Annotated in this window: 15 protein-coding genes and 1 CRISPR repeat array; of the genes, 12 read left to right on the top strand and 3 right to left on the bottom strand. The window is 56.6% G+C overall.

Annotated features, from left to right (window positions below):
- Positions 1 to 315 precede the first annotated feature (315 nt).
- The 6 genes from polA (at position 316) to argC (ending at position 8,716) form a co-directional block, all read left to right on the top strand.
- Complete coding sequence (gene polA / locus AC6I1V_RS12520) at positions 316 to 2,940, top strand: DNA polymerase I (protein ID WP_486853905.1); 2,625 nt, start codon at positions 316 to 318, stop codon at positions 2,938 to 2,940.
- Between the two features lie 917 nt (positions 2,941 to 3,857).
- Entirely contained in the window at positions 3,858 to 4,217 is a 360-nt protein-coding gene (locus AC6I1V_RS12515; RefSeq protein ID WP_302554143.1) for a diacylglycerol kinase, read from the top strand.
- A gap of 660 nt (positions 4,218 to 4,877) precedes the next feature.
- Positions 4,878 to 6,062 (top strand): class I SAM-dependent rRNA methyltransferase, encoded by a 1,185-nt coding sequence (locus AC6I1V_RS12510; protein ID WP_486854735.1) that lies wholly within the window; start codon positions 4,878 to 4,880, stop codon positions 6,060 to 6,062.
- A gap of 38 nt (positions 6,063 to 6,100) precedes the next feature.
- Positions 6,101 to 7,288 (top strand): pyridoxal-phosphate-dependent aminotransferase family protein, encoded by a 1,188-nt coding sequence (locus AC6I1V_RS12505; RefSeq protein ID WP_479858991.1) that lies wholly within the window; start codon positions 6,101 to 6,103, stop codon positions 7,286 to 7,288.
- 49 nt (positions 7,289 to 7,337) lie between these two features.
- Positions 7,338 to 7,652 carry a DUF1844 domain-containing protein gene (locus tag AC6I1V_RS12500; RefSeq protein WP_374044391.1) on the top strand — a complete coding sequence of 105 codons (315 nt, stop codon included), beginning with the start codon at positions 7,338 to 7,340 and terminating at the stop codon, positions 7,650 to 7,652.
- A gap of 5 nt (positions 7,653 to 7,657) precedes the next feature.
- A complete protein-coding gene (gene argC / locus AC6I1V_RS12495; protein WP_486854734.1) occupies positions 7,658 to 8,716 on the top strand; it encodes an N-acetyl-gamma-glutamyl-phosphate reductase in 1,059 nt (352 codons plus the stop codon).
- Positions 8,717 to 10,135: 1,419 nt separating this feature from the next.
- Here argC and AC6I1V_RS12490 read toward each other — a convergent pair.
- Positions 10,136 to 10,657, bottom strand: a complete 522-nt coding sequence (locus AC6I1V_RS12490) for a hypothetical protein (RefSeq protein WP_302554139.1) — start codon at positions 10,655 to 10,657, stop codon at positions 10,136 to 10,138.
- A 394-nt stretch (positions 10,658 to 11,051) separates the two neighbouring features.
- Between AC6I1V_RS12490 and AC6I1V_RS12485 the strand changes: the two genes are divergently transcribed.
- The 3 genes from AC6I1V_RS12485 (at position 11,052) to AC6I1V_RS12475 (ending at position 14,944) form a co-directional block, all read left to right on the top strand.
- Positions 11,052 to 11,561: a nitroreductase family protein gene (locus tag AC6I1V_RS12485; protein ID WP_302554138.1), complete on the top strand. Its 510-nt coding sequence runs from the start codon at positions 11,052 to 11,054 to the stop codon at positions 11,559 to 11,561.
- A gap of 1,248 nt (positions 11,562 to 12,809) precedes the next feature.
- On the top strand, positions 12,810 to 14,543 hold the full coding sequence (locus AC6I1V_RS12480) for a YeiH family protein (protein ID WP_497737026.1): 1,734 nt from the start codon (positions 12,810 to 12,812) through the stop codon (positions 14,541 to 14,543).
- 143 nt (positions 14,544 to 14,686) lie between these two features.
- The gene (locus AC6I1V_RS12475; protein ID WP_302554136.1) at positions 14,687 to 14,944 is read left to right on the top strand and encodes a hypothetical protein; all 258 of its coding nucleotides are present in this window, start codon (positions 14,687 to 14,689) and stop codon (positions 14,942 to 14,944) included.
- A 1,584-nt stretch (positions 14,945 to 16,528) separates the two neighbouring features.
- Here the strand turns inward: AC6I1V_RS12475 and eno are convergent.
- Positions 16,529 to 17,824 (bottom strand): phosphopyruvate hydratase, encoded by a 1,296-nt coding sequence (gene eno, locus AC6I1V_RS12470; protein ID WP_302552947.1) that lies wholly within the window; start codon positions 17,822 to 17,824, stop codon positions 16,529 to 16,531.
- Positions 17,825 to 18,594: 770 nt separating this feature from the next.
- Between eno and AC6I1V_RS12465 the strand changes: the two genes are divergently transcribed.
- The gene (locus AC6I1V_RS12465; RefSeq protein ID WP_486854028.1) at positions 18,595 to 19,671 is read left to right on the top strand and encodes a BMP family ABC transporter substrate-binding protein; all 1,077 of its coding nucleotides are present in this window, start codon (positions 18,595 to 18,597) and stop codon (positions 19,669 to 19,671) included.
- A gap of 551 nt (positions 19,672 to 20,222) precedes the next feature.
- A CRISPR array of direct repeats spans positions 20,223 to 20,494; the repeat unit is 28 nt; unit sequence GAAACACCCCCACGCACGTGGGGAAGAC.
- A 391-nt stretch (positions 20,495 to 20,885) separates the two neighbouring features.
- On the opposite strand, the gene AC6I1V_RS12460 is transcribed toward AC6I1V_RS12465, so the two are convergent.
- Positions 20,886 to 21,110, bottom strand: coding sequence for a hypothetical protein (locus AC6I1V_RS12460; protein WP_308771082.1), 225 nt, complete (start codon positions 21,108 to 21,110; stop codon positions 20,886 to 20,888).
- A 636-nt stretch (positions 21,111 to 21,746) separates the two neighbouring features.
- On the opposite strand from AC6I1V_RS12460, the gene AC6I1V_RS12455 reads away from it, so the two are divergent.
- Together AC6I1V_RS12455 and AC6I1V_RS12450 are read left to right on the top strand one after the other, a co-directional pair.
- Positions 21,747 to 22,865: a metal-dependent phosphohydrolase gene (locus tag AC6I1V_RS12455; RefSeq protein ID WP_486854027.1), complete on the top strand. Its 1,119-nt coding sequence runs from the start codon at positions 21,747 to 21,749 to the stop codon at positions 22,863 to 22,865.
- Positions 22,866 to 22,898: 33 nt separating this feature from the next.
- On the top strand, positions 22,899 to 24,638 hold the full coding sequence (locus AC6I1V_RS12450) for an alkaline phosphatase (RefSeq protein ID WP_486854026.1): 1,740 nt from the start codon (positions 22,899 to 22,901) through the stop codon (positions 24,636 to 24,638).
- The last annotated feature ends 118 nt before the right edge of the window (positions 24,639 to 24,756 follow it).

Genomic DNA, 24,756 nt, shown 5'->3' with positions numbered 1-24,756 from the left:
TTTGACCTTATCGAATCCCTCTTTTCCGGTTCTTCGGAAAATGAAGGCCGGGGCACGGAGTCGAGTCTCTCTTTCCTGTTTGGGGAAGATGAAGGGCGGGGCACGGAGTCGAATCTCCAGTTTTGGGGAGATAAAAGCCGGGGCGCGGCATCGAACCCCTCTCTCCAATTTCAGGAAGATGAAGGGCCGGGGCGCGGATCGGGTTCGGAAGGATATTGTAAAAGCGGATCGGTTCCGAGGAGCCGGATGCGGACATCCTGCCGGAGCAGTTTAGCGGGTGCGGGGAAAATCCCCGGCCGCCCTCTTGGAGAAAATATGAGCATCAAGCAGCGATTTGATCAGGAGCCGATCTATCTCATGGACGGATCGGCCTTCGTATACCGGGGGTTCTACGCCAACCAAAGCATGCAGCGTTCGGACGGGTTCCCGACGAGCGCGCTGTTCATCGTGGCCCGCATCCTCATGCGCATCCTCCGCGAGGAACAGCCCAGGCATTTCGCCTTTGTGCTCGACGGGCACGGCCCCAACTTCCGGCATGAGCTGTTCCCGCTGTACAAGGCCCAGCGCAGCGCCACCCCGGAAGACCTCATCAAGCAGATCGATCCCATCCATCGGCTCATCAAGGCGCTCGGCCTGCACCTTGAAGTCTCCGACAACTGCGAGGCGGACGACTGCCTCGCTTCGCTCGCCAAGCGTTACCGCGAGGAACGCCCGGTGATCCTCGTGGCTACCGACAAGGATCTCAAGCAGTGCCTGCATGAAAACGTCATGATGTGGGACCCTGCCAGCAAGGATGAAAAAATCGTCACCCTCAAGAGCTTTGAGGAAGAGACGGGCCTCAAGCCCACGCAATGGCCGGACGTGCAGGCGATCATCGGAGACTCCAGCGACAACATCCCCGGCGTCCGCGGCGTGGGGCCGAAGACGGCGGAAAAGCTGTTCCACGAGTACGCCTCGCTGGAGGCCATCCGGGACGGCTTCGCCTCCATGAAGCCCGCCCTGCAAAAAAAATTCGACGGGCAGCTTGAGGCCATGTTCCTGTACCGCCAGCTCACTACGCTGGACACTACCCGCTGCGCCTCCCTCACGCTCGACGCCATGCGCGTGCGCCCGGTGAACCGGCAGGAGGCCGCCACCCTGCTCCGTGAATTCGAGCTCAGTTCCCTTGAACGCGAACTCGCCACGCTCATCCGCGACGGACGCGTCGCCGTGGAACACGACACGCCGGAAACGGTGGATTCCGGGAAAGGCGGCCCCATGCGCCAGCTTTCCCTGCTCGACACGCCCAAGGCCGAACCGCGTCAGCGTCTCCGCGACGCCTCCGATCCCTTCTTCGACGCGCTGGAAGGCAACCCCGTGGCGGTGCTCGGCGGGCACGGCGAACTCGCCGTCGCCGTCGGGGATAAGGAAATCGTCTATACCGGCCTGACGCCCAAGCTCGTGGATCGCCTGCTCAAGGCGAAATTCGTGATCGCGCCGGACGTCAAGGCGCTGCTGCACACACACGCGGACTGGCGGCGCATCCCCTCGGAAAAATGGTTTGATCTTGGGCTCGCCAGCTACCTGCTGGAGCCGGAGGATCGCGACTACGGCTGGCCCAAGCTGTCCGCCCGCTGGGGTACGGCTCTTGGGCTTTCGGCAGCCAATCCCGGACTCCTCGCCCTTGCCATGACCGACCAGCTGCTTAAGCGGCTGTCCGGCGCGCACCTCGTCGAACTCATGAAGACGCTGGAACTGCCGCTCATCCCGGTGCTCGCGGACATGGAAAGCGCTGGCGTCAAGCTCGACGCCGAAGCCCTCGCCGGTTTTCTGGAGGAAGTGCAGAAGGATCTGGATCGCATCACCGAGGATGTCTACCGCGAAGCGCAGGGGCCGTTCAACATCCGCTCCGCGCAGCAGCTTGGGGACGTGCTGTTCAACCGCCTGAAGCTCCCCATTTCCGGCAAGACGCGCGGCGGGCAAGCCTCAACGTCTCAGGACGTGCTGGAAAAACTTTCCGGCCACCATCCGGTGGTGGACGCGCTCCTTGAGTTCCGCAAGCTGGAAAAGCTGCGCTCGACCTATCTGGAACCGCTGCCCCGGCTCATGGGCGGCGACGGACGCATCCGAACCACGTTCAACCAGCTTGCCACCGCCACGGGCCGCCTTTCGTCCAGCAACCCGAACCTCCAGAACATCCCGGTGCGCGGAGCGCTTGGCCGCCGGATGCGGGCCTGCTTCACCGCGCCGGAAGGCAAAAAGCTCATCTCGGCGGACTATTCGCAGATTGAGCTTCGGGTGCTGGCGCATCTTTCCCGCGACGAGACGCTGCTGGCGGCCTTCCGCGAGGGCGCGGACATCCACGCCCGCACGGCCAGCCTCCTCTTCGACGCCCCGCCCTCCGAGATCACCCCGGATCAGCGCCGCAACGCCAAGACCATCAACTTCGGGCTGATCTACGGCATGGGCCCGCAGAAGCTGGCGCAGGAGCTCAAGATCCCGCTGTCCGAGGCCAAGGCGTTCATGGCCCGTTATTTTGAACGCTTGCAGGGGCTCAAGAACTTCTACGAGAACGTCGAGGAAATGGCCCGCGAGCAGGGCTATGTCACCACGCTTGCCGGACGCCGCCGCCCCCTGCCGGACATTCAGGCCGAAAGCCAGCAGGCGCGTTCGCTCGCCCGGCGTCAGGCCATCAACACGCTCATTCAGGGCAGCGCTGCGGACATCATCAAGCTCGCCATGCTTGCCGTGCACGGTGACGCCCCCCTGCGCGCTCTGGACGCCAAGCTGTTGCTGCAAGTACACGACGAACTGCTGCTTGAAGTCCCCGAAGCCGCCGCGCAGGAGGCCGGGGAACGCGTCGCCGCGCTCATGGCAACCGTCCGTCCCGGCGGGATCGTCCTTGACGTACCCCTCAAGGCCGACTGGGGCGCCGCCGGGAACTGGGGCGATGCGCATTAGTTGGGGGAGGAAAGAGACGTGGGGAGGGGAAGGAGAACCCTTCTGAAGAAGGGCTTCTCCTTCCCCTCCCCACACCCCTCCCCTTCCTCTCCTAAGACTTTTGCATTCGGCTGTGCCGTGGTACTCGGTTGATATGCCCTTTCTTGGGACTCCAAAAGGGATACGTAATGAAATGGTTAGCTGCTTCATAGAAAACGGTTGGTGCTTTTTGCTTGAAGTCCAAAAGGATTAACCGACAAAATGCCTTGGCCGTGGATTCCGCCAATGGAAAAACTGGAGAAAAAGGCCGTATTTTCACCGTACTGCGGAAATGAAACAACCTTATGCTATGAAGACCCAAGTGTTTCAATCATAGAGCCCGCTAAGAGGATATTTGTATAAGGTTGTGTCATAGAAAACGGTTGATGCTTTTTTCCTTAAAATCAAAAAGAATTAACCGAAAAAATGTCTTAGCTGTGGATTCCACCAATGGAAAAACTGGAGAAAAAGGCCATATTTTCACCGTGCTGTGGAAATGAAACAACCTTATGCTATGAAGAGCCAAATGTTTCAATCATGGAACCCGCCAAGAGGATATTTGTATAAGGTTGTGTCATAGAAAACGGTTAATGCTTTTTTCCTTGAAATCAAAAAGGATTAACCGACAAAATGCCTTAGCCGTGGATTCCGCCAATAGAAAAATTGGAAAAAAAGCCGTATTTTCACCGTGCTGTGGAAATGAAACAACTTTATGCTATGAAGAGCCAAATGTTTCAATCATGGAGCCCGCTAAGAGGATATTTGTATAAAAGCGCTGCATGTTCATCATGTTGTGTGGATATATCAGCCATATTTCATGGCAGAGGCTTGTATTTTAGGCAGTTATCGTAACCTGCAGACACATCGGCAGCGTTTTGAAAGGAAAACGGGAGAAAGCTATGCCCCGATTCATCAATCCCAAGCATCTGATGGGAGCCACCAAAAATTCCCTGTCCGGCCTCGTGTTCGCGTGGAAAGGCGAGCAGGCGTTCCGGCATGAGGTGCTCGTACTGGTTGTTCTGGCAGCCCTGCTTGCCGTAACGGGTAAAGACGCCGGACAATGGCTGCTGGTGCTCGGCGGCTGGATCGGGGTCATGGTCGTGGAACTGCTCAACAGTGCCGACGAAGAATCCTTCGATCTCGTGACCACCGAATGGAACGAACACGTCAAACGCGGCAAGGATATGGCCTCCGCCGCCATCTTCCTTGCCATGGTCATCAATGCGGGCATCTGGGTCTATACCTTTTTCTTGAGCTGAACATTCCCAAAAACTTTGGCGCTCTCATAGGTCGTGTCGTCAATTTTATATAATCAATTGAAATTATTAAATATTTTATGTTATAAAATATTATTATATAATTCCAAATAGTTACATATTAAACAACGACACAACCTAGCATATTGCTGTTTTATCTCTACAGCATACTGGAAATACAGATTTTTTCTCCAGTTTTTCGCTGATGGACTCCATGATTGGAGGGTATTTTTACCCCTTTGGAATTTCAAGAAATAGTCTGTGTCCTAGAAAATGGTTGATGCTTTTTCCTTGAAGCTCCAAAGGAATAACCGGCAAAATGCCTTTGGCTATGGATTCCACCAAGGGGAAACATTGAGAAAAAGTCTGTATTTTCACTATGTTGTTGAGGCGAAGCAACCATATACTATGACAGAGCCAAGAAATAAAGCATCAACCGCTTCCTATGACGCAGCCAAAGCTTTATAGTCAATAAAAACAAACTATAACAAGCTCATAAAACAAGAAAACAGGGAAACATGCCCGCGTCTCCCCCACCCCATTACGAAAGTCTTGGGAGAGGGAGGGGAGAGGTCTGGAGAGGGGAGGGAGAAGCCCTTCTTCAGAAGGGTTCTCCCTCCCCTCTCCAGTTGCCTTTCACCCTTCTCCCCCCAAAGGACACCCATGCAACAGCTTTTCCTCAAAAAAAACGAAGACCGCCGCCTGCGGGCGGGGCACCTGTGGATTTTCAGCAACGAAGTGGACGTGAAGCGATCCCCGCTGACGGCGTTCGCGCCGGGCGAGGCCGCACAGGTCTGCGCCGCCGACGGGCGCCCCATCGGGACAGCCTACGTCAACCCGGCTTCGCTCATCGCCGCGCGCATCGTCAGCCGCAAGCCCGACGAGCCGCTCGACGCCCCCCTCATCAAAAAACGCCTCGAACGCGCCCTGCTGCTGCGTGAAGCGCTGTTCGACGTGCCTTTCTACCGCCTGTGCCACGGTGAAGGCGACTGGCTGCCCGGCCTCGTGCTCGACCGCTACGGCGACGTGTTCAGCGCGCAGATCACCACGGCGGGCATGGAAGCCCAAAAGGATGCCCTGCTCGAAGTGATCGGGGAACTGTTCACCCCCAAGGCCGTGCTGTTCCGCAACGACGTGAGCGTGCGGACGATGGAAAACCTGCCCCTGAGCGTGGAAACGGGTATGGGCACGGTGCCGGACGAAATCGAAGTGCGGGAAAGCGGCGCGGCCTTCACCGTCCCACTGGCGGAAGGCCAGAAGACCGGCTGGTTCTACGACCAGCGCCCCAACCGGGTGGAGGCAGCCAAGTACGCCAAGGGCAAGACCGTGCTCGACGCCTTCTGCTACGCGGGCGCGTTCGGGGTCATGGCGGCCCGGAACGGCGCGGCGGGCGTGACGTTCCTCGACGCTTCAAAACAGGCCCTCGACATGGCAGGCCGCAACCTTGCCGCCAACGCCGGCTGCCCCGGCGAAACGCTGCCCGGCGACGCGCTGGACACGCTGGCGGCGCTGCGCGACGGGGGGCGGAAATTCGGCGTGGTCTGCGTCGATCCCCCGGCCTTCATCAAACGCAGGAAGGACGCCGAGCAGGGCCTCAACGCCTACCGCCGGGTCAACGATCTGGGCTTGCAACTCGTGGAAAACGGGGGCATTCTCACGAGCTGTTCCTGTTCGCACCACCTTGAGGCCGAAGCGCTGCGCCGCCTGATCGCCCAGTGTGCCGCCAAGAGGGGCCTGAACACGCAATTGCTGTATCAGGGCTTTCAGGGGCCGGATCATCCGGTGCATCCGTCCATGCCCGAAACGGCCTATCTTAAAGTCTTTATCCTGCGGGTCTGGAAAGACTGATCCGCGCCGCGAAATTTGTCCGCATGACAGGAGACATCATGTTCAACAAGCCCCGTTTGCTCACCCCCGGCCCCACGCCTCTGCCCGAACGCGTCCGCCTTGCCCTCGCGCAGGACATGATCCACCACCGGAAGCCCGGCTTCAAGAAAATCCTGCTGGAAACCGAAACCATGCTCCAGAAGCTGTTCGGCACCGAACAGCCGGTGCTCCCGCTTTCCTGCTCCGGCACCGGGGCCATGACCGCCGCCGTACACGGCCTGTTCCTGCCCGGCGAAACCGTCATTGTGGTGAACGGCGGCAAATTCGGCGAGCGCTGGTCCAAAATCGCCGCCGTACGCGGGCTTAAGGTCGTGGAAATCGATGTGGCATGGGGGCAGGCCGTGACGCCCGCGCAGGTCGAACAGGCGCTCCGCGAACATCCCGAAGCCAAGGGCGTGCTCATGCAGGTCTGCGAAACCTCCACCGCCGCACAGCATCCGGTGGAAGCCATCGCCCGGCTTACCCGCACGCGCGAGGTGCTCCTTGTCGCGGACGGCATCTCGGCGGTCGGCATCTCCCCCTGCCCGATGGACGCATGGGGCATCGACTGCCTCCTTACCGGCTCCCAGAAGGGCCTCATGGTCCCGCCCGGCATGGCGTTGCTGGCCCTTTCCGCGCGCGCATGGAAACGCGCCGAATCCATCCCGGCCTCCTGCTTCTATTTCAACCTTGTGGGCGAGCGCGACAACGTGCTGAAGGGGCAGGGGCTGTTCACCTCTCCGGTCAGCCTCATCGTGGGGCTGCACGAGAGCCTGTCCATGCTGTTTGAGGAAGGCGGCCTCGACGCCCTGTACCGCAAGCAGTGGGCGCTCACCTGCATGGTCCGCACCGGGGCGCAGGCGCTGGATCTGCCCCTGTTCGCGCCCACGCATTACGCTTGGGGCGTCACCAGCATCCTGCTCCCCGCCGGGGTGGACGGCGACAAGCTCCTCAAGGTCGCTGCCGACGAATGCGGCATTGTCTTCGCGGGGGGGCAAGATCATTATAAGGGCCGCATGGTCCGCTTCGGGCACATGGGCTGGGTGGATTGGGCGGACGCGCTGGCGGGATTGCACGCGCTGGCCTACGGTTTGCGGGCTTCCGGCGGCTTCAGCGCGTCGCGCGATTATCTGGAAACGGCACTTTCCGCGTATCATCGCGCCCTTGACGTTGAGCCGGGACGAGTTATTCCTGATGTAAGAAGTTGAACAGGCCCCCTGCCGGGCCCCTCATAGACACTCGTTCCACGGAGACGCCATGAATACTGCTTCCCCTGAAGGCCATAAGGCCTGCAACTGCAATAAGCCCGGCTGCGACTGCTCCATGCCGCAGGTCACGTTTTCCACGTTCATCCTTTCCCTCGCCTCGTCCGCGCTGGTGCAGCTCGGCGAGGTTCCCAACCCGGAATCGGGCGCGACCGAACAGGATTTGGTCATGGCCAAGCATACCATCGACATCCTGACCATGCTCGAAGAAAAGACCAAGCAATGCCTCGACAGCGACGAAGCCCGCCTTCTGGAAGGCATCCTGTACGAACTGCGTATGAAATACGTCATGAAAAAGGTGGATTAAAAGCCATGCCGCAAGAAATGATCCGGGTTGGCCTTGTCGGGGTCACCGGCTACACTGGGATGGAGCTGGCCCGTCTGCTGACCGGGCACCCGAACATGAAGCTCACCGCCGCCACCTCCCGCACCGAAGCGGGCAAACGGCTCGGCGACCTGTACCCGTTCCTCAACGGCCTGCCGGGGGCCGACGTCATCCTTATCGAGCCTGAGCCGGAACTCATCGCCGAGGAATGCGATCTGGCCTTCCTTGCCGTCCCGCACACGGCGGCCACCGAAATGGCGGCGGCGCTCGTGGAACGCGGCCTCAAGGTAGTGGATCTTTCCGCCGACTTCCGCCTCAAGAGCGCAGAAACCTATGAGCAGTGGTACAAGGTCGAGCACAAGCGCCCCGACCTGCTTCCCGAAGCGGTATACGGCCTGCCGGAGCTCTACGCCTCGGACATCGCCAAGGCGCGCCTCGTGGCGAACCCCGGCTGTTACCCCACTTCGATCATCCTCGGCATGACCGCGGCCCTCGCCGACGGCCTTGTCGAAACCCACGGCATCGTCGCGGACTCCAAGTCCGGCGTATCCGGCGCGGGCCGTTCCGCCAAGCTCGGCTCGCTCTACTGCGAAGTGGCGGACTCCTTCAAGGCTTACGGCATCGGCACGCACCGCCACACCCCGGAAATCGAACAGGAGTTGTCCCGTCTGGCGCACGAGCCCATGACCATCTCTTTCAATCCGCACCTTGTGCCCATGAACCGCGGCATCCTGTCCACGATCTACGCACAGCTCAAGGCCCCCCTCTCGCAGGCGGACGCCCAGCGCGTGTATGAGGAAACATGGGCGGACAGCCCGTGGGTGCGTGTCCTGCCCTCCGGGCAACTTCCCGAAACCCGCAATGTACGCGGGACGATGTTCTGTGATATGTCCGTCATCGTCGATCCCCGGACCAACCGGCTCATCGTGGTGTCCGCCATCGACAACGTCTGCCGCGGCGCGTCCGGGCAGGCCATCGCCAACGCCAACCTCATGTGCGGGCTTCCGGTCACGGCCGGGCTCATGCTCTGCGCCATGATGCCGTAAGGCCTCCGGCGGCAAGGGGCGCGGCCCCTTGAACCCCGGCAGGGCTCCGCCCTGCACCCGCCGGGGGGAATGATTCCCCCCGGACCCCCTCAGAGAAATCGAAAACGGACGGTTCCAAACCGGCTTGCGCCGATTTGGAACCGTCCGTTTTCGATTTTCCCGTTATTGCTGTACCGTATTTTTACGGCAGCATATTTTGTTTGGCTGCGTCACAAAAATGGTTGATGCTTTTTCCTTGAAGTCCCAAAGGAATAACCGACAAAATGTCTTACTTATAGGTTAGCCAATGTAAAAAATGGATAAAAAGGATGTATTTTTATCATGTGTAGAGAAAAACAACTATATACTATGACAGAGCCGTTTATTTCGCTCTGTTCTAGAGCAAATTAATTTTAAATCTTTATAACATTAAAGTTTAAGGCACGCTCATTTCGATATTTAACAATGTAAGTACATTGTGCTTATGTCTTCGCAGTGGCCGCCTGCTTCCCGCAGTCGGAAGAACCGACAAAGTGCCTTACTCATGGATTCAGCCAATGAAAAAGATGGATAAAAAGATTGTATCTTCACCATGTTATAGAGATAAATCAACCCAATACTCATGACAGAGCCGTTTGTTTCGCTCTGTTCTAGAGCAAATTAACTTTAAATCTTTATAACATTAAAGTTTAAGGAACGTTTATTTCGGTATTTAACAATGTAAGTATATTGTGTTTATGCCTTCGCAGCGGCCGTCTGCTTCCCGCAGTCGGAAGAACATTTTCAACGTGAAAACGCTCTAAAGAAAGGGATTATTATAATATGTTTTAATAATTATAAATTTTATAAATAGTATATATCGAAATATAAACTAAAATCCTCAAAACGCAAAATTTAAGTAAATCATACCCCCTTTTATAGGACAGAGCCTTTGTTTTTGGCTCTGTTATGGTATGTGGTTGTTTCATCTCCACAGCACGGTGAAAATACGGCCTTTTTCCCCATTTTTCCCCTTGGCGTGCTCCACGGATAAGGCATTTTGCTGGTTATTCCTTTGAAATTTCAAGGAAAAAAGCATCAGCCATTTTCTATAACACCGCCTTGTTTTTAAACAATAAAGCCTCTTATCTCAGAGGGGCGGCCCCGATAGCTGCAACATACAAGGCAGGTATCCGATAAAGGAGAAGACCGTATTACGGCAAACAGTAAATATTCTCTTGCTTGGGCTTGCCAGCAGATAGCCAATAAAACGCTTTGCCATGATGTCAGCCAAAGAAAAAGCCCGAAACGGGCCATCCTTTCACCATACGGTGGAGACAAAGCTACGGCATCCTCTGACGGAGCCAAGGCGAAAATGCTAAAGGGAGGGAAGGATGGGAGCATAGGGCATTTCCCTTCTCCCAAAGCCTTCCCTCCCCATTTTCAAAATCTCTTCCCTTCCTAACACGCACAGCGCAGCATCTTGGCGCCGTCGCGGAAAAGGATCTGCATCTTGTCGGGGGGGAAAACTTCCTGCACAACGCCGCTGCCGAACTTGGGATGTTCGACGACATCGCCGACGGCGAAGGACTCGTTCATGGCGTAGGGGCGGGCGGAAGCAACGGTCATGTTCATGGTGCGCTGCCAGTTCTGTTCCATGTCCTCGGCGGCCTTCTGCGCTTTGGCGGCGGCACGGGACGCGGCGGCGGGGGATGCGGCGGCCGTGGAAGGCGTGGAGGTGGGCTTGAAGGAATTTACGGCTTCCTTGCGGGTCTCACCGGCCTTTACGCGGCAAACGGCCGTCTTTCCCTTCACTTCCTTGGGTGTCGCAGGCGGGTAATACTTGTGCACGCTTCCGCAGGCGCGGCATTCCACCTTGACGATTTCCCCGCCGACAAGGGCGACGATGACATGCCCGGTAATGTCATTGCAGCGAGTGCAACGGGCTTCAATACGATCTCCGGGACCCGGCATACCAGCCATAAAAACTCCTTCAAAACACGCTGTCACGAAAAAAAGAATGAAGAAAAAACCAGCAAACGAAACGCGTCCAAGGCCCGTAAACAGCAGAAACGGGCCCCTCGTTTCTTTGTCCAGACCGGAAAGAATACACGTATGATAACGCAGTGACAAGCCCTGACGTGCCGGAAAAGAATATCCAAACATCCGTGCGGGCTACAGACATCTTGAGTGAAAGGGCCCGGCAAAGGGACATTCACCTTTTTGATGATTTTCTAAAAATTTATTTTGAATTTCAGACAGTTGAAATACGGTTTTCAGTGCAAAAGCGAATGCCTCCCGGCAAATCGGCTCTGGTGCAACCCAAACGGATCTGCTATGTTGCGGCGAACACAAACCCGATAAAAGGAGCGTTCTTATGGATGCCTTTGAAGCCCTCCATACTCGCCGCAGCATTCGCCAGTTCCTGAACCGGCCCGTCGGTGAAGACATTGTCAAAGAATTGCTGAGCGCTGCCATGTCCGCGCCCACGGCGGGGGGCATCCAGCCGTGGAGGTTCGTGGTCATCACGGATCGCGAAAAACTGGATAAAATCCCGGAGTTCCATCCATACGCGGGCATGATCAGGCAGGCCCCGCTCGCCATCCTCGTTTGCGGGGACACCACCTCGGCCCATTACGGCAAATACTGGGTGCAGGACTGCTCCGCCGCTATGGAAAACCTCTTGCTCGCGGCACGTGCCAAGGAACTGGCTTCTCTCTGGTGCGGCGTCCATCCCGTCCCTGAACGGGAACAGGCTTTCCGTGAGCTCTGCAACCTTCCGGATACCGTATCGCCGCTCGGCCTTGCCATTATCGGCTACTCCGAAACGCCCTTCTCACATAAGGAACGTTACGACGAACAGAAAGTGCATTTTAACGTCTGGTAGGGCCAACCTATCCGAACGGCACAGCACTGTTTGAAGCAGCCCCCGCACCGTTTGAAACGGCACCGCACGGACAAAGAAATCCGGCTAAGGAAAAATACAGGCAATTGGCCATTTCCAAAGCCGCAGCGCTTCAGTATGGGCAAAAAACAGGATATTCACTTTGGCTGTGTTATAGAAAAACAGCTGATGCTTTTTTCCTTGAAGTTCCAAAGGGATAACCGGCAAAATGCCTTAACCGTGGATCCCGCCAAGGGGAAAACAGGAGAAAAAGGCTGTATTTTCAACGCACTGTGGAGATGAAACAACCACAAACCATAACAGAGCCTTCGCTTTTACAATGGAAGTTACATTTCAACTACATGGAATTCAAAACGATTTTTTTGAAAATCATCGAAAAGGTGAATGTCTCGGAATAGTCTGGGGATGACGGCGTATCGTTTTATAAAGATACGATGGATTTTCATTCCCTGCACCAGAAGGCCCACTCGGAATTCTCCCTGCCGCATCATAACGGCGCTCCCATGAGTTCCGCCGCTGGATTCCGCACTAAACGCGTTATCCCTGTGTATTTTCTTGTTACCATACTGTCGCGCTGCGGCTAAGAAAGGGGTAACCGCCCTATCATGTCGACAGTCGCCATATCTGCGTACTGGTATCCCGGCCTTTACTCCAGATTCTACTGCATCCCATCTTTTTTACTTCCCGTATCTCCATGCTTTTGTGGCGTGGGGCTCTCAACATTTTCCCCCAAACCCTCCATCATGATGACGCCCCCCCAAAAAAATATTTGGTGAACTCTAGAGCATGATACCCCTTACCGTTTTGGAGGAGTAGAGGACAAAAGAAAATTTCTATTCAATAAAATATATCTATATCAATATATTAAATAGGCAAAAAAGAGCGGTCGGCAGAACCATATGCCCGACCGCGTTTCTTGGATGCAGCCCTGTATGCAGCATTTTGTTCAAATTATATCAAAGTAGAACACCTTTGATTGTTCACTCAATCTACTTTACTCATATACAAGACCTGTTCCTTTTCATTCTGTCCTCGATTCATAATAACTCGCCACTACATTCAAAATTCTGTTGACAATAGACTGTGTCCTGTTATTAGTCGAATGAAAGGCGTCAGGTCTGTGGAGCCGTAAACTCCACAACCGCTCAAAGGCAGAGGAGTTGGTGATTTTTTTCACCCCAAAAACAGGGTTGGCTTTCGGCACATGCCCCAAGCCAGGAGGAGACTGTTATGGCAAATGAAAACAACAATGTGGTCATCGACCAAGCCCAATCGCACTGGTCAGACCTGTGGAAGAAGGAAGACTACTGGGCCATTTGGCTTGGTTTCGTCCTGCTGATCGCGGCCATCTGCATTTTCATCAATGGCGCTCCGGCCAGCTACAAGGAGACTATCGACAACTCCAACGCGATCATGAAGGCGGAAGCTGAGAAGGCTCCGTTCAAGACCATTGCGTATATCCAAGCTCAGGATGCCAAGAAGGGCGTCGTCGGCACCAACCTGCCTATCGCCAAGGAAATCAAGGCATTCATAGCCAGCCCCGGCAAGTGGACGAACAACCCTCTGAAGGCCATGTTCACCAGCCAAGCCGAGGCCGACGCGAAGAACGCCGCCAATAAGGAAAAGGCCGAAGCAGCCAAGGCCAAGGCCGAAAGCTCTTTCGCCGCCGCCGAAGCCGCCGAAAAGCTCGCCGCCGATGCGGGCTACAAGGATGCCGGACTGAACGCCGCCGCCGAAGCCGCCATCAAGGACTGGATCAAGGCCAAGTCCGAAGCGTCCAAGGCCTCCGCCAAGGCCAAGCCCGTAAACCTTTTCACCACCCTGCCCCTGCTGATGGTCGCCTTTGGCCTGTTCTTCGGCATCGGCATCTTCATCATGGGCCAGAACCTGCCCAAGTTCCTCATCGGCTTCGTGGGGCTGTTCGTCGTCGTGGTTGTCGCCATGATCCTCGGCCAGCAGTCCACTATGGCCTACTACGGCATCGGCGTAGAGCCGTGGGGCATCATGTTCGGCATGATCATCGCCAACACGATCGGTACCCCGCAGTGGATAAAGCCTGCGCTTCAGGTTGAATACTACATCAAGACGGGCCTCGTGCTCCTTGGCGCGGAAATCCTGTTCGATAAGATCATCGCCATCGGCACCGCCGGCATCTTCGTGGCGTGGGTGGTCACCCCCATCGTGCTCATCGTGACCTTTATTTTCGGGCAGAAGGTTCTCAAGATGGCCTCCCCGACCCTGAACATCACCATCTCCGCCGACATGTCCGTGTGCGGCACCTCCGCCGCCATCGCCGCGGCCGCCGCGTGCCGCGCCAAGAAGGAAGAGCTCACCCTCGCCCTCGGCCTGTCCATGACCTTCACCGCCATCATGATGGTGGCCATGCCCGCCCTCATCAAGTTCCTCGGCCTGCCTGAGGTGCTTGGCGGCGCGTGGATCGGCGGCACCGTCGATTCCACGGGCGCCGTGGCCGCCGCCGGTGCGCTGCTCGGCTCCAAGGCCATGTATGTGGCCGCGACCATCAAGATGATCCAGAACGTGCTCATCGGCGTGACCGCCTTCGGCATCGCCGTCTACTGGTGCACCAGCGTTGAAAAGACCGCCGGACGCGAAACCAGCCTGATGGAAATCTGGCATCGTTTCCCCAAGTTCGTCATCGGCTTCCTCGCCGCTTCGATCATCTTCTCCATGTACAGCGCCGACCTCGGCCCCGACCTCGGCACCGCCCTCATCAACAAGGGCGTCATCGACGGCATTGAAAAGGGCGTCCGCACATGGTTCTTCGTGCTCGCCTTCACCGCCATCGGCCTGAGCACCAACTTCCGCGAACTCGCCCCCTACTTCAAGGGCGGCAAGCCCCTCATCCTGTACGTCTGCGGCCAGTCCTTCAACTTGGCCCTGACCCTTCTCATGGCGTATGTAATGTTCTACCTCGTCTTCCCCGAAGTCACGGCGAAGATCTGACGGGCTCGTCGGCGCATCCGGCTTACGGGTGCGCTGCTTCCTCACCCCCGGATTTGGAGGTGGAACCGCCCGGCGATTCCACCTCCTTATGCAAAAGCTCACCGGGCCGGGATCTTCCCCCTACCCCTCATAGGAAAAGCATCATGTCCAGACGCCCTCTCCCCGGCTATGTGAAGCTGCTTCTCTGCATGTTCACGATATGGCTGCTGCTCTGGGTCATCACCCCGCTTTGGGTACCCTACAGCAAACTGCATCAGGACTTTGCCGCAGCACAGGAAAAATATGATGTGCCCATCGGCGCGCTCTACTACAATGACATTCCCTTCATCAACGAAGCCGCTATGGAACTCCGCGACACGTGGCGCTTCCTCCCGCGCGGCCCGTTGCCTGAAAAGAAATAGCAGGGATAACCGGGGGAGGAAAACCCTTCTGAAGAAGGGTTGTTCCTCCCCCGGCCCCCCTCCTTTCCCAAGACTTTCGACTGGTGGGGAGGCCACTCAAAAGGAGTCCCTGCCGAATGGATGCTGACGGGAAGAGAGAGAGAGAGAGAGAGAGAGAGAGAGAAGAAAGAAAGAAAGAAAGAAAGAGAAAGAAAGGCTCTGTTATAGTTTGTGGTTGTTTCATCTCCACAGTACGGTGAAAATACAGCCTTTTTCTCTGGTTTTCCTCTTGGCGGAATATAGGGCTAAGGCATTTTGTCGGTTATCCCTGTGGAACTTCAAGGAGAAAAGCATCAACCATTTTCTATAACACAGCCAAAAAAAAGAAAGAGAAATCTACCTGAATTATAAACAAGGTTCCGCCATAGCCTTTGATTGATGCAGTGTTGCAGGAGTTGATTTCATCAAATTTTTTTGAATGTATTTGCTGGTGAGCCCTGCGGCAAAAAATTTTCTTAGTCTCTATCTTGAGTTACATAAAATAGTCTATCAATCTTTTGTTATGGCAGGGGTATAGACAAAGGCTCTGTCATAGTATGTGGTTGTTTTCTCTCCACAATTGATAAAAATACAGACGTTTTCTCCAGTTTTTCCGCCGATGGACTCCATACTTGAGGCATTTTATTGGTTATTTCTTTGGGGCTTCAAGGAAAAAAGCATCAACCATTTTCTATGGCACAGCCTAAACAAAAGCCTTTGTCAGGGAAAACGAATGAAGTTTTATTTCTTGGGTCGTGTCTTCAATTAAATATAATTTTTTGAAATTATTTAACTATTTTTCAAGCCTCAAAAAAATTTATTTTTAATAGTTTTAAATAGTTACATATAAAAATGACGACACAGCCTAGGAGTTCTCAATAAAAAATCAATAAGATGCCTCAACCAAAGGGCCACCGCCAATACCCATAAAAAGCTCTCTATTCACTGCACTGTATAACACAACTCACGCTCTATAACAGTACCGCAAATAATAACCACCCATATAACGGGTGGTTTCTTGTTTCGGATACTTCGTATCCCCAACAGGCTGAAGCCCATAAAGAAAAGGCTGTGTCATAGAAAAAGGTTGATGCCTTTTTCTATGGCGTTCCGAGGGAATAACCAACAAAACGCCTCAGCCATGAAGCCCGCCAAAGGGAAAGCTGGAGAAAAGGCTGTATTTTCACCGTACTGTAGAGATGAAACAACCACGTACTATGACAGAGCCTAAAGAAAAGGCTGTGTCACGGGAAACGGCTGATGCTTTTTCCTTGAAGCTCCAAAGGAATACCCCCCCCAATGCCTTAACCATAAACCATAGATTCCGCTAATGGGAAAACTGGAGAAAAAACTGTATTTTCACCGCGCTGTGGAGATGAAACAGCCGCATGCTATGACAGAGCCAAATAAAAAGGCTGTGAACTCCGTTCACAGCCTTTCTTTTTTCAACGGTACTCCCTCTGCGCGGCCTCCCCACCAGTCAAAGTTTTCGCGGGGAAGGGGAGGGGTTCGGGGAGGGGAAGGGGGGCCTTTTTTAAAAGGCTCCCCTTCCCCTCCCCGATTGCCTTATTCTTCGCCGTCAAAAGCGAGATTCGCACCCATGACGGGGCCGTAGTACATGGCGGCGTCGTCAAGGTCTTCCTCAATGCGGAGAAGCTGGTTGTACTTGGCGAGGCGGTCGCTGCGGCAGAGCGAACCGGTCTTGATCTGGCCGGCATTCACACCCACGGCGAGGTCGGCGATGAAGCTGTCCTCGGTTTCGCCGGAACGGTGGGAAACGACCGTCGTGTAGGCCGATTCCTTGGCAAGCTGGATGGCGTCGAGGGTCTCGGTCAGAGTGCCGATCTGGTTCACCTTGATGAGGATCGAGTTGGCGATGCCCTCTTCGATGCCTTCGGCAAGGATGTCGGGGTTGGTCACGAACAGGTCGTCACCCACAAGCTGGATGTTGTCGCCGAGGGTATCGGTCAGCTCGCGCCAGCCGTCCCAATCGTCTTCGGCAAGGCCGTCTTCAATGGAGACGAGCGGATACTTGGCGGTGAACTCCGCCAGCCATTCGATCATTTCCCGGTTGCTCAGAGCGCCCTTTTCGCCGATCATATACTTGCCGTTCTTGTGGAACTCGGAAGCGGCGGCGTCAATGGCGAGCACGACTTCCGAACCGGGGTTGTAGCCGGATTCCTCAATAGCCTTCAGGATATAGCTGAACGCTTCGTCGTGGTTCCTGAGGTTGGGGGCAAAGCCGCCCTCATCGCCCACGCTGGTGATGTGGCCGTCGGCGGCAAGGATGGTCTTCAGCGTATGGAAGATTTCAGAGCCCATGCGCAGGCCGTCGGCAAACGTGTGCGCACCGACGGGCATGATCATGAATTCCTGAATATCCAAGTTATTGGGGGCGTGAGCGCCGCCGTTGATGATGTTCATCATGGGGACGGGCAACACCTTGGCGTTGACGCCGCCGATGTACTGGTACAGCGGCAGGGCCAGGGATTCAGCGGCGGCGCGGGCCGTGGCGAGCGATACGCCGAGCATGGCGTTGGCGCCGAGGCGGGACTTGTTGTCCGTGCCGTCCAAATCCAGCATGGTGTTGTCCACCTGCACCTGACGCAGCGCGTCGAGGCCCACGATCGCTTCCGCAATCTCGGTGTTCACATTTTCAACGGCCTTGCTGACGCCCTTGCCTTTATAACGGGCCTTGTCCCCGTCGCGCAGTTCCAGCGCTTCGCGGGTTCCCGTGGAAGCCCCGGACGGGACGGCGGCGCGGCCTACGTGACCGGAATCAAGGGAAACTTCTACCTCTATCGTAGGATTGCCGCGCGAATCAAGGATTTCGCGGGCCCAAACTGAAGCGATCGTACTCATATTGTCCAGCTCTCCGTTCTGCCCCTGAACAGTGTGTGACCTTGGGGACAGGGGCAAGCCTCCCGGTCACGGAACATCTTTTTTCACATACCATCAAACGCGGGGCACTGCAATGAGCCGCTATCCCTGATCCCGCATCGTCTTGCCATCGCAACACATTTGCCACAAAACACTTTGACGGGCGGGCATGGTGAACGTGAGCCCCTCATGGGCCATCATAACAAAAGGATGACGGCGGCGGAGGGGTTAAAAGTGGGGAAAAACGGATTCCATGCCTTTTAAGGCTCAGGAAAGCTTTTTCCATATATGGAATACGTACTTCCCTTTTAGGAGGCCTCGCCTTGAAACGTCTTCCTAAATCGTTTACCGTCCGTTCTTTGAAGAACGGCCCTGCCATGAGATGTGACGGCTTCATCTCCGCAGTACGGTGAAAATACAGCCTTTTTCTCCAGCTTTCCGTTAGCGGGCCCCATGACTGAGGCATGTTGTCGGTTATTTATTTGGAACTTCGAGAAGGCTGTGTTCTAGAAAATGGTTGATGCTTTTTTCTTTGAAACTCCAAAGGGATAACCGGCAAAATGCCTTGGCCGTGGATCCCGCCAAGGGGAAAACCGAAGAAAAAGGCTGTATTTTCACCTCACTGTGGAGATGAAACAACCACAAACTATAAGAGCCTTCGAGAAAGGAAACATCAATCGTTTGCTGTGGCACAGCCTTAAAAAACCGGGAGGCCATCCCGGAAACCGTGTCCCATATCCGAGGATATACCCATGCGTACGCTTGCGCTCCTGATGGCCACCCTGCTCCTTGCGGCTGGGCTGGCCTCCGCGCCGGTTCAGTCCAGAGGGCTCCAAAGGGAGATGAAGGTCGGCTTTATCTATATTTCCCCGATCGGCGAAGAAGGCTGGTCATATGCCCATGATCAAGCCCGTAAGCTCTTGAGCACCATGCCCGGCGTGAGAACCTCGTATGTGGAAAGCGTCCCCGAAGGGCCGGAAGCCGAGCGCATCATCCTAAACATGGCCCGCAAGCATTACGACGTCATTTTTGCGACCAGTTTCGGCTACATGGATTTTATGCTCAAAGTTGCCGAGCAGTACCCCGACTCCACATTCATGCACTGCTCCGGCTACAAGAACGCCCCCAACATGAGCAACTATTTCGGCAGGATCTATCAGGCTCGCTATCTCACCGGCCTGGTGGCCGGTTCCATGACCCGGAGCGGCGCCATCGGCTACGTGGCGGCCTTCCCCATCCCAGAAGTCATCCGCGGCATCAATGCCTTTACCCTCGGCGTGCGTGCGGTGAACCCAAAGGCCGAAGTCCGTGTAGTCTGGACTAAGTCATGGTATGATCCCGTCATGGAAAAAAACGTCGCCAAGCGCCTCATCAAAGAGGGCGCGGACGTCATCGCGCAGCATCAGGACTCCAGCGGTCCCCAAGAAGCGGCACAAGAAATGGGTGTTTATTCCATCGGTTACAATACCGATATGACCCGTTTTGCACCACGGGCTCACATGACGTCCGCCATATGGTCGTGGGGGCCCTTCTATAAGGAGGTTGTAGAGCAAGTCCGCGCGGGGACGTGGAAAAACGGTTCCTTCTGGTACGGCATGGAAACCGGCGTGGTGGACATAGCCCCCTATGGCCCCATGCTCCCGCAAAATGTGCGCGAACTGACCGACAGGGCCAAAGCCGACATCAAGAGCGGAAAGCTCGTTGTCTTCACGGGCCCCGTCAAAGATCAGCAAGGCGTTGAACGCATCCCCGCGGGTACGGTTCCTCCCGACAAGGAATTGCTCAGCATGGATTGGTTCGTTGAAGGCGTCAACGGCACCCTCGACTAAAAAACGCGTCTTGAATAAGTACCCCGGAATGGCAAGTTTCCTTTTATAAGACAGCTAGAGACATTTCGGAGCTCCCAACTGCTTGCCCTGCGCCTGTTTTGTCCTGCCGCGCCTTTAAGCGGCGGCAAAACCCCACCCCTTCCATCCATCGTCCCCGCCTCCAGACAGAGAATCATTCCACGGCGGGCTGGAGCGGCAGCTTTGAACGGATGCGGGCACATTGGAATCCCTGCGTATCCCCACCATGTTTCCATCCCTTCCGGGAATGCCTAGCCGAACAAACATTCCGGGATGAAGCCGGAGGCACAAATCGCGATAGGCCCCTACCCTATGCCGTAGCCTGCGGCATGGCGAAACGGGGCCCGAAACAGTGCCCTTGCCTATATCGTCCTAATCCAGCTCCTCAACAGAAAGCGCTCCTACCTCTACGGATGAAACTGAAACACCCCATGCGTGTGGGGAAAGCCAAGCTGAAAAGCGCATTCATCCATGCCCGGCCCCGCGTGCGTGGGGAAGACCCGTAGACTTCCTTACCCACCTTGTCGCTGTAGGAAACACCCCCACGTGCGTGGGGAAGACGGGAGATGGCTCCGGGGGTGACTATGGCATTTAGAAACACCCCCACGCGCGTGGGGAAACCCTGGCCGGAAACTTTCACGGAAAGCCGGGTCTGGAAACACCCCCACGCGCGTGGGGAAACCTTTTTCGCAGTTTAGCGCCATGCTTTTTGATGCGAAACACCCCCACGCACGTGGGGAAGACTTCCATCCACAGGGCGGCCCCGCGCTTATGAAGGAAACACCCCCACGCACGTGGGGAAGACCCTGAATCGTTCTTACCTGTACGGATGACTCCGTTGGCAACATGGGCGATTTTCCGGCCATTGCCGACGAAGTACATGCCGGGCTGGTTGCGGGCGCGCTTCCAAGGAATGGGGGAGGGTGGGACGTGGCTGTCCGGCAAACGCTCCCTGCCAATCGAACGCTTCCCGCCTTCGCGGGGCCGATGCCTCCGCATTGGCCTCGCAGGAGGAACGGCAGCCCGGTGCCCGCGCCGTTTTTCCTCCGCTTTCCGGGCCGCCATGCCCGCCTTCTTCCATCCCCATTGGTGGAAGAAACCCCGCTGCACCGGAGGCGGCCCCATCAGCCTTTTTCACAACATACAATTATATATCAATAAAATACAGGCCACAGCATTTCAGAGTGCGGCCCCGTTCAAAAAGCCCTCTCGATAAGCTCCCAAGGGTGCCATCCTACTTTGCCGTCCCAGCCGAAATACGGCCTTCGCGTTGCGATAAGGCGTTGTTCCGCAAGCAATTGAATCGCTACCGGCGGCGTGGCGAGCTTCGAGGCCTTGCGCTTCGCGCCGTCAAGCGTGCCTTCATACTCAAAATGCCTCCCATCCCCCAAACGGATGGTAAACAGGTGTTCCGTCTTCATATATAGGGCTCCTGTTAGTCTAATAAAGAAGCCATGCTATGATAGAATATACGGTCTTTCAAGAACGCTGAGATGGTTTATGATTCAAGGTGGTTTCATACTCGTGATATGAAGCGGCCTTTCCTCCGGCCCGTTTTGGGGCCGCCTCCCTGCCCTCCGCTTTGGCCCCGATCTTCCTTGTTCAGCGCCCTTTCCCCCGCGTTCCGGCGCCTCTCCGCTTTGGATGCGTCATATCACGATGACAGTGGGAGCCCCAATCCGGCGACCGGGCATTCCATCGCCGCGTCACGTTACGATGGCACTGTATGGGAAAAGCTGCGGCACTCGATACGCACGGAAGCCTTTAACACGGGAACCTTTAATATAGGGACGGATAGCGGAATGGAGAAAAGAGGGAAGCCGTTCCGACAGGCTTGGTGAAAGGGCAATTTTCTCCCTTTCATAATGTCTTCAGACAATTCCCCCTCCATGTGTATCCGTATGGCGACACACTGCCGCCCTTCCTCTTCACGGCTCATACATACGGGTTGTTCATACAAACAATACAAACGTCACACTAAGGCCACGTTTCCGCCACGAACGGCGTCTAGGTTCTCCCTTGCCTCATCCTGAAACGGATCAACAAGGAGAAACCCCATGAATGCCGATTACAGTCGCCGCACCTTCCTGCTGGGCGGGCTGGCTACCGGAGCCGTGCTGCTCGCCGGAAAAACCTTCCTGCATCCTTCCGCAGCCCACGCCGCCACGGAAGCCGTCTCCCTTGACGCATGCATCAACATGACGCCCAAGGAAATGGCGGACAGATCCCAGTACGTCATGGCCGCGTGGAAATACCTTCAGGACGCCGCCGCGGAAATCGGCAACCCCGGCCTACGCGCCGCCGTGCTGGACATCATGAAAAACCCGGCCCCGCTGCTGGCCGAAGGTGACGCCAAGGCCATCATGAAGGAATTGAAGGGGCAAGGGCTGCTCGCCCAGGACGCCAAGGCCGTTTTCCCGCCCTGCGCCGGCACGAAGAAAAGCCCGCAGCCTTTTTATACCGCGCCCGGCAGCGGCTGGAACAGCCACCACAGCTACCCCGGCGGGCTGGTGACGCACACGGCCCTCAACGTTGCCTCCTGCAAGGCCCTGTACGACAACTATGTCGATATGTTCGGCCTGAAGCTCGACCGCGACGTGGTGCTCGCTTCCCAGCTTCTCCACGACCTCCACAAGCCGTGGGTCTTCCAGTGGCAGGCGGATGGAACCTGCCGCAAGGAAGAAACCCTCGCCGCCACCGGAGAACACCATATCCTCAGCGTCGCCGAAAGCCTGCGGCGCGGGCTGTCCCCCGAACTGTGCGTAGCGCAGGCCTGTGCCCACGATCACCCCGGAGCCGCCGCATCCGAACAGTTGGTGGTGGGCTGGCTGAAGGCCGCCGCCGTTATCAACGGCAAAGATCCCGTCAAGGCCGGGCTTGTGGAAAAGGGCGGCAAAACCCTGCCCATGCCCCGCCGCATGGAAGGCTTCGTGACCCACCTCGCTGACCATGACTGGGTGCTCAGCGTGCCCGCCGCCCAATGGACCGTGGACGCCCTCAAGCAGGTCGCCGTCCGCTCCTACGGCATCAAGGAAGCCGATCTGTCCAAGAAGCCCTTCAACCAGTTCCGCAACTACGTGCTTTCGCAGAAGACCGCCATGCAGCTTTACGGCGCGTACAGCACCAAGGGGCTGGATGGATTGACCGCCGAAGTCGCCGAACTCGTGCGCGCCTGATTTTCACAGTTTTTCTCAACAAAGGATCGTTACATGAACACACGCATCATTCCCGCCCTGTTGGGCGCCCTGCTCTTCTCCGGCGTCGCGGAAGCCGCGCCGAACATTTACCCTGTGGATACGGCCCGTTTCCTGGGCGGGAGCCGCTTCGACTTCAAGGTGGAGTTTGACGGCCAGCTCGCCGAAAAGGACGCCAAAGTCCTGATCAACGGGCAGGACGCCAAGGCCGTTCTGGGCGCGAAACCTAAATTCATCGCCAAGGAAAAGGGGGCCGACGGCTCCGCCCTGCTGCTGCGCGGCGCTTCGCTCAAGCCCGGACAGTACAAGGTGACGGTGGAAAGCCCCACCGGGAAAGCCTCCGCCAACTGGGACGTGTACGGCACGCCCGCCAAGCCCGCCGCCAAGAACGTCATCCTGCTCATCGCAGACGGCCTGAGCATGGGACACCGCACGAGCGCCCGCCTCATGTCCAAAGGCGTGACCAACGGCATGTACAACGGCAAGCTGTCGATGGATACCCTGCCCTATACCGCCATGCTCGGCACATGCAGCGTGGATTCCATCGCCGCCGACTCCGCCAACACCGCCTCCGCCTACATGACCGGGCACAAGTCCAGCGTGAACGCCCTCGGCGTCTACGCCGACCGCACTCCCGACTCGCTGGACGATCCCAGGCAGGAAACCATCGCCGAACTGCTCCGCCGCACGACCGGCAAATCCATCGGCGTGGTTTCGGATGCCGAAATCGAGGACGCGACCCCGGCTTCCGTGGTCGGGCATACCCGCCGCCGCGCCGACAAGGCCGAAATCGTGGATATGTTCTACAACGTGAAGCCCGACGTCATCATCGGCGGCGGCTCCGCCTACTTCCTGCCCCAAAGCGTCCCCGGCTCCAAGCGCAAGGACGACAAGAACTACATCGAAATGTTCCAGAAGGAAGGCTATGCCCTTGCCACGTCCAATACCGAGCTTTCCAAGGCCATGAAGGGCAACCCCGACAAGCTGCTCGGCCTGTTCCATACCGGCAACATGGACGGTGTGCTGGATCGCAAGTTCCTCAAGAAAGGGACTGTCTCCAAGTTCCCGGATCAGCCGGATCTCACCGACTCCATGCGGGCCGCCCTTTCCGTGCTCTCCAAGAACCCCGAAGGCTTTTTCCTGATGCTTGAAGCGGGCCTCGTGGACAAGTACAGCCACCCGCTCGACTGGGAACGCGCCGTCTACGACACCATCATGTTCGACAAGGTCGTCGCCATTGCGCAGGAATTCTGCGACAAGAACCCCGACACCCTGCTCATCGTCACCGGCGACCATACCCACTCCATCAGCGTCATCGGCACCGTGGACGACAACCTGCCCGGCGAGCTCATGCGCGACAAGGTGGGCATCTACGCCGAGGCCGGCTATCCCGCCTATAAGGACGAAAACGGCGACGGCTACCCCGACGACGTGAACGTGTCCAAGCGCCTCGCGGTGTTCATCGGCAACTACCCCGACTATTACGAAACCTACCGCCCGAAGATGGACGGCCCGTTCGTCCCGTCCGTCAAGGATGAAAAGGGGCATTACATCGCCAACGCCGCCTACAAGGATGTGCCCGGCGCGCAGCTCCGCATCGGCAACCTGCCCCGTACCGAATCCACCGGCGTCCACTCCATCGACGACCTTGTGGTCGGCGCGCGCGGCCCGCATGCCGACGCCTTCCGGGGCTTCATGAACAGCACGGAAGTCTTCCGCATCATATCCGAAGCCCTCGCACTCGGAAACAAGTAGGAAAAACCGGGAGGAGGGCGCTTCCTGGCGAAGCCCCTCCTTTTCCCTTTGGCTGTGTCATAGATAATGGTTGATGCTTTTTTCCTTGAAGTTTCAAAGGAATAACCAGCAAAACGCC

Source organism: Bilophila sp. T19-St14 (assembly GCF_059728385.1).
This window is presented reverse-complemented; position numbering and strand designations above follow the sequence as displayed.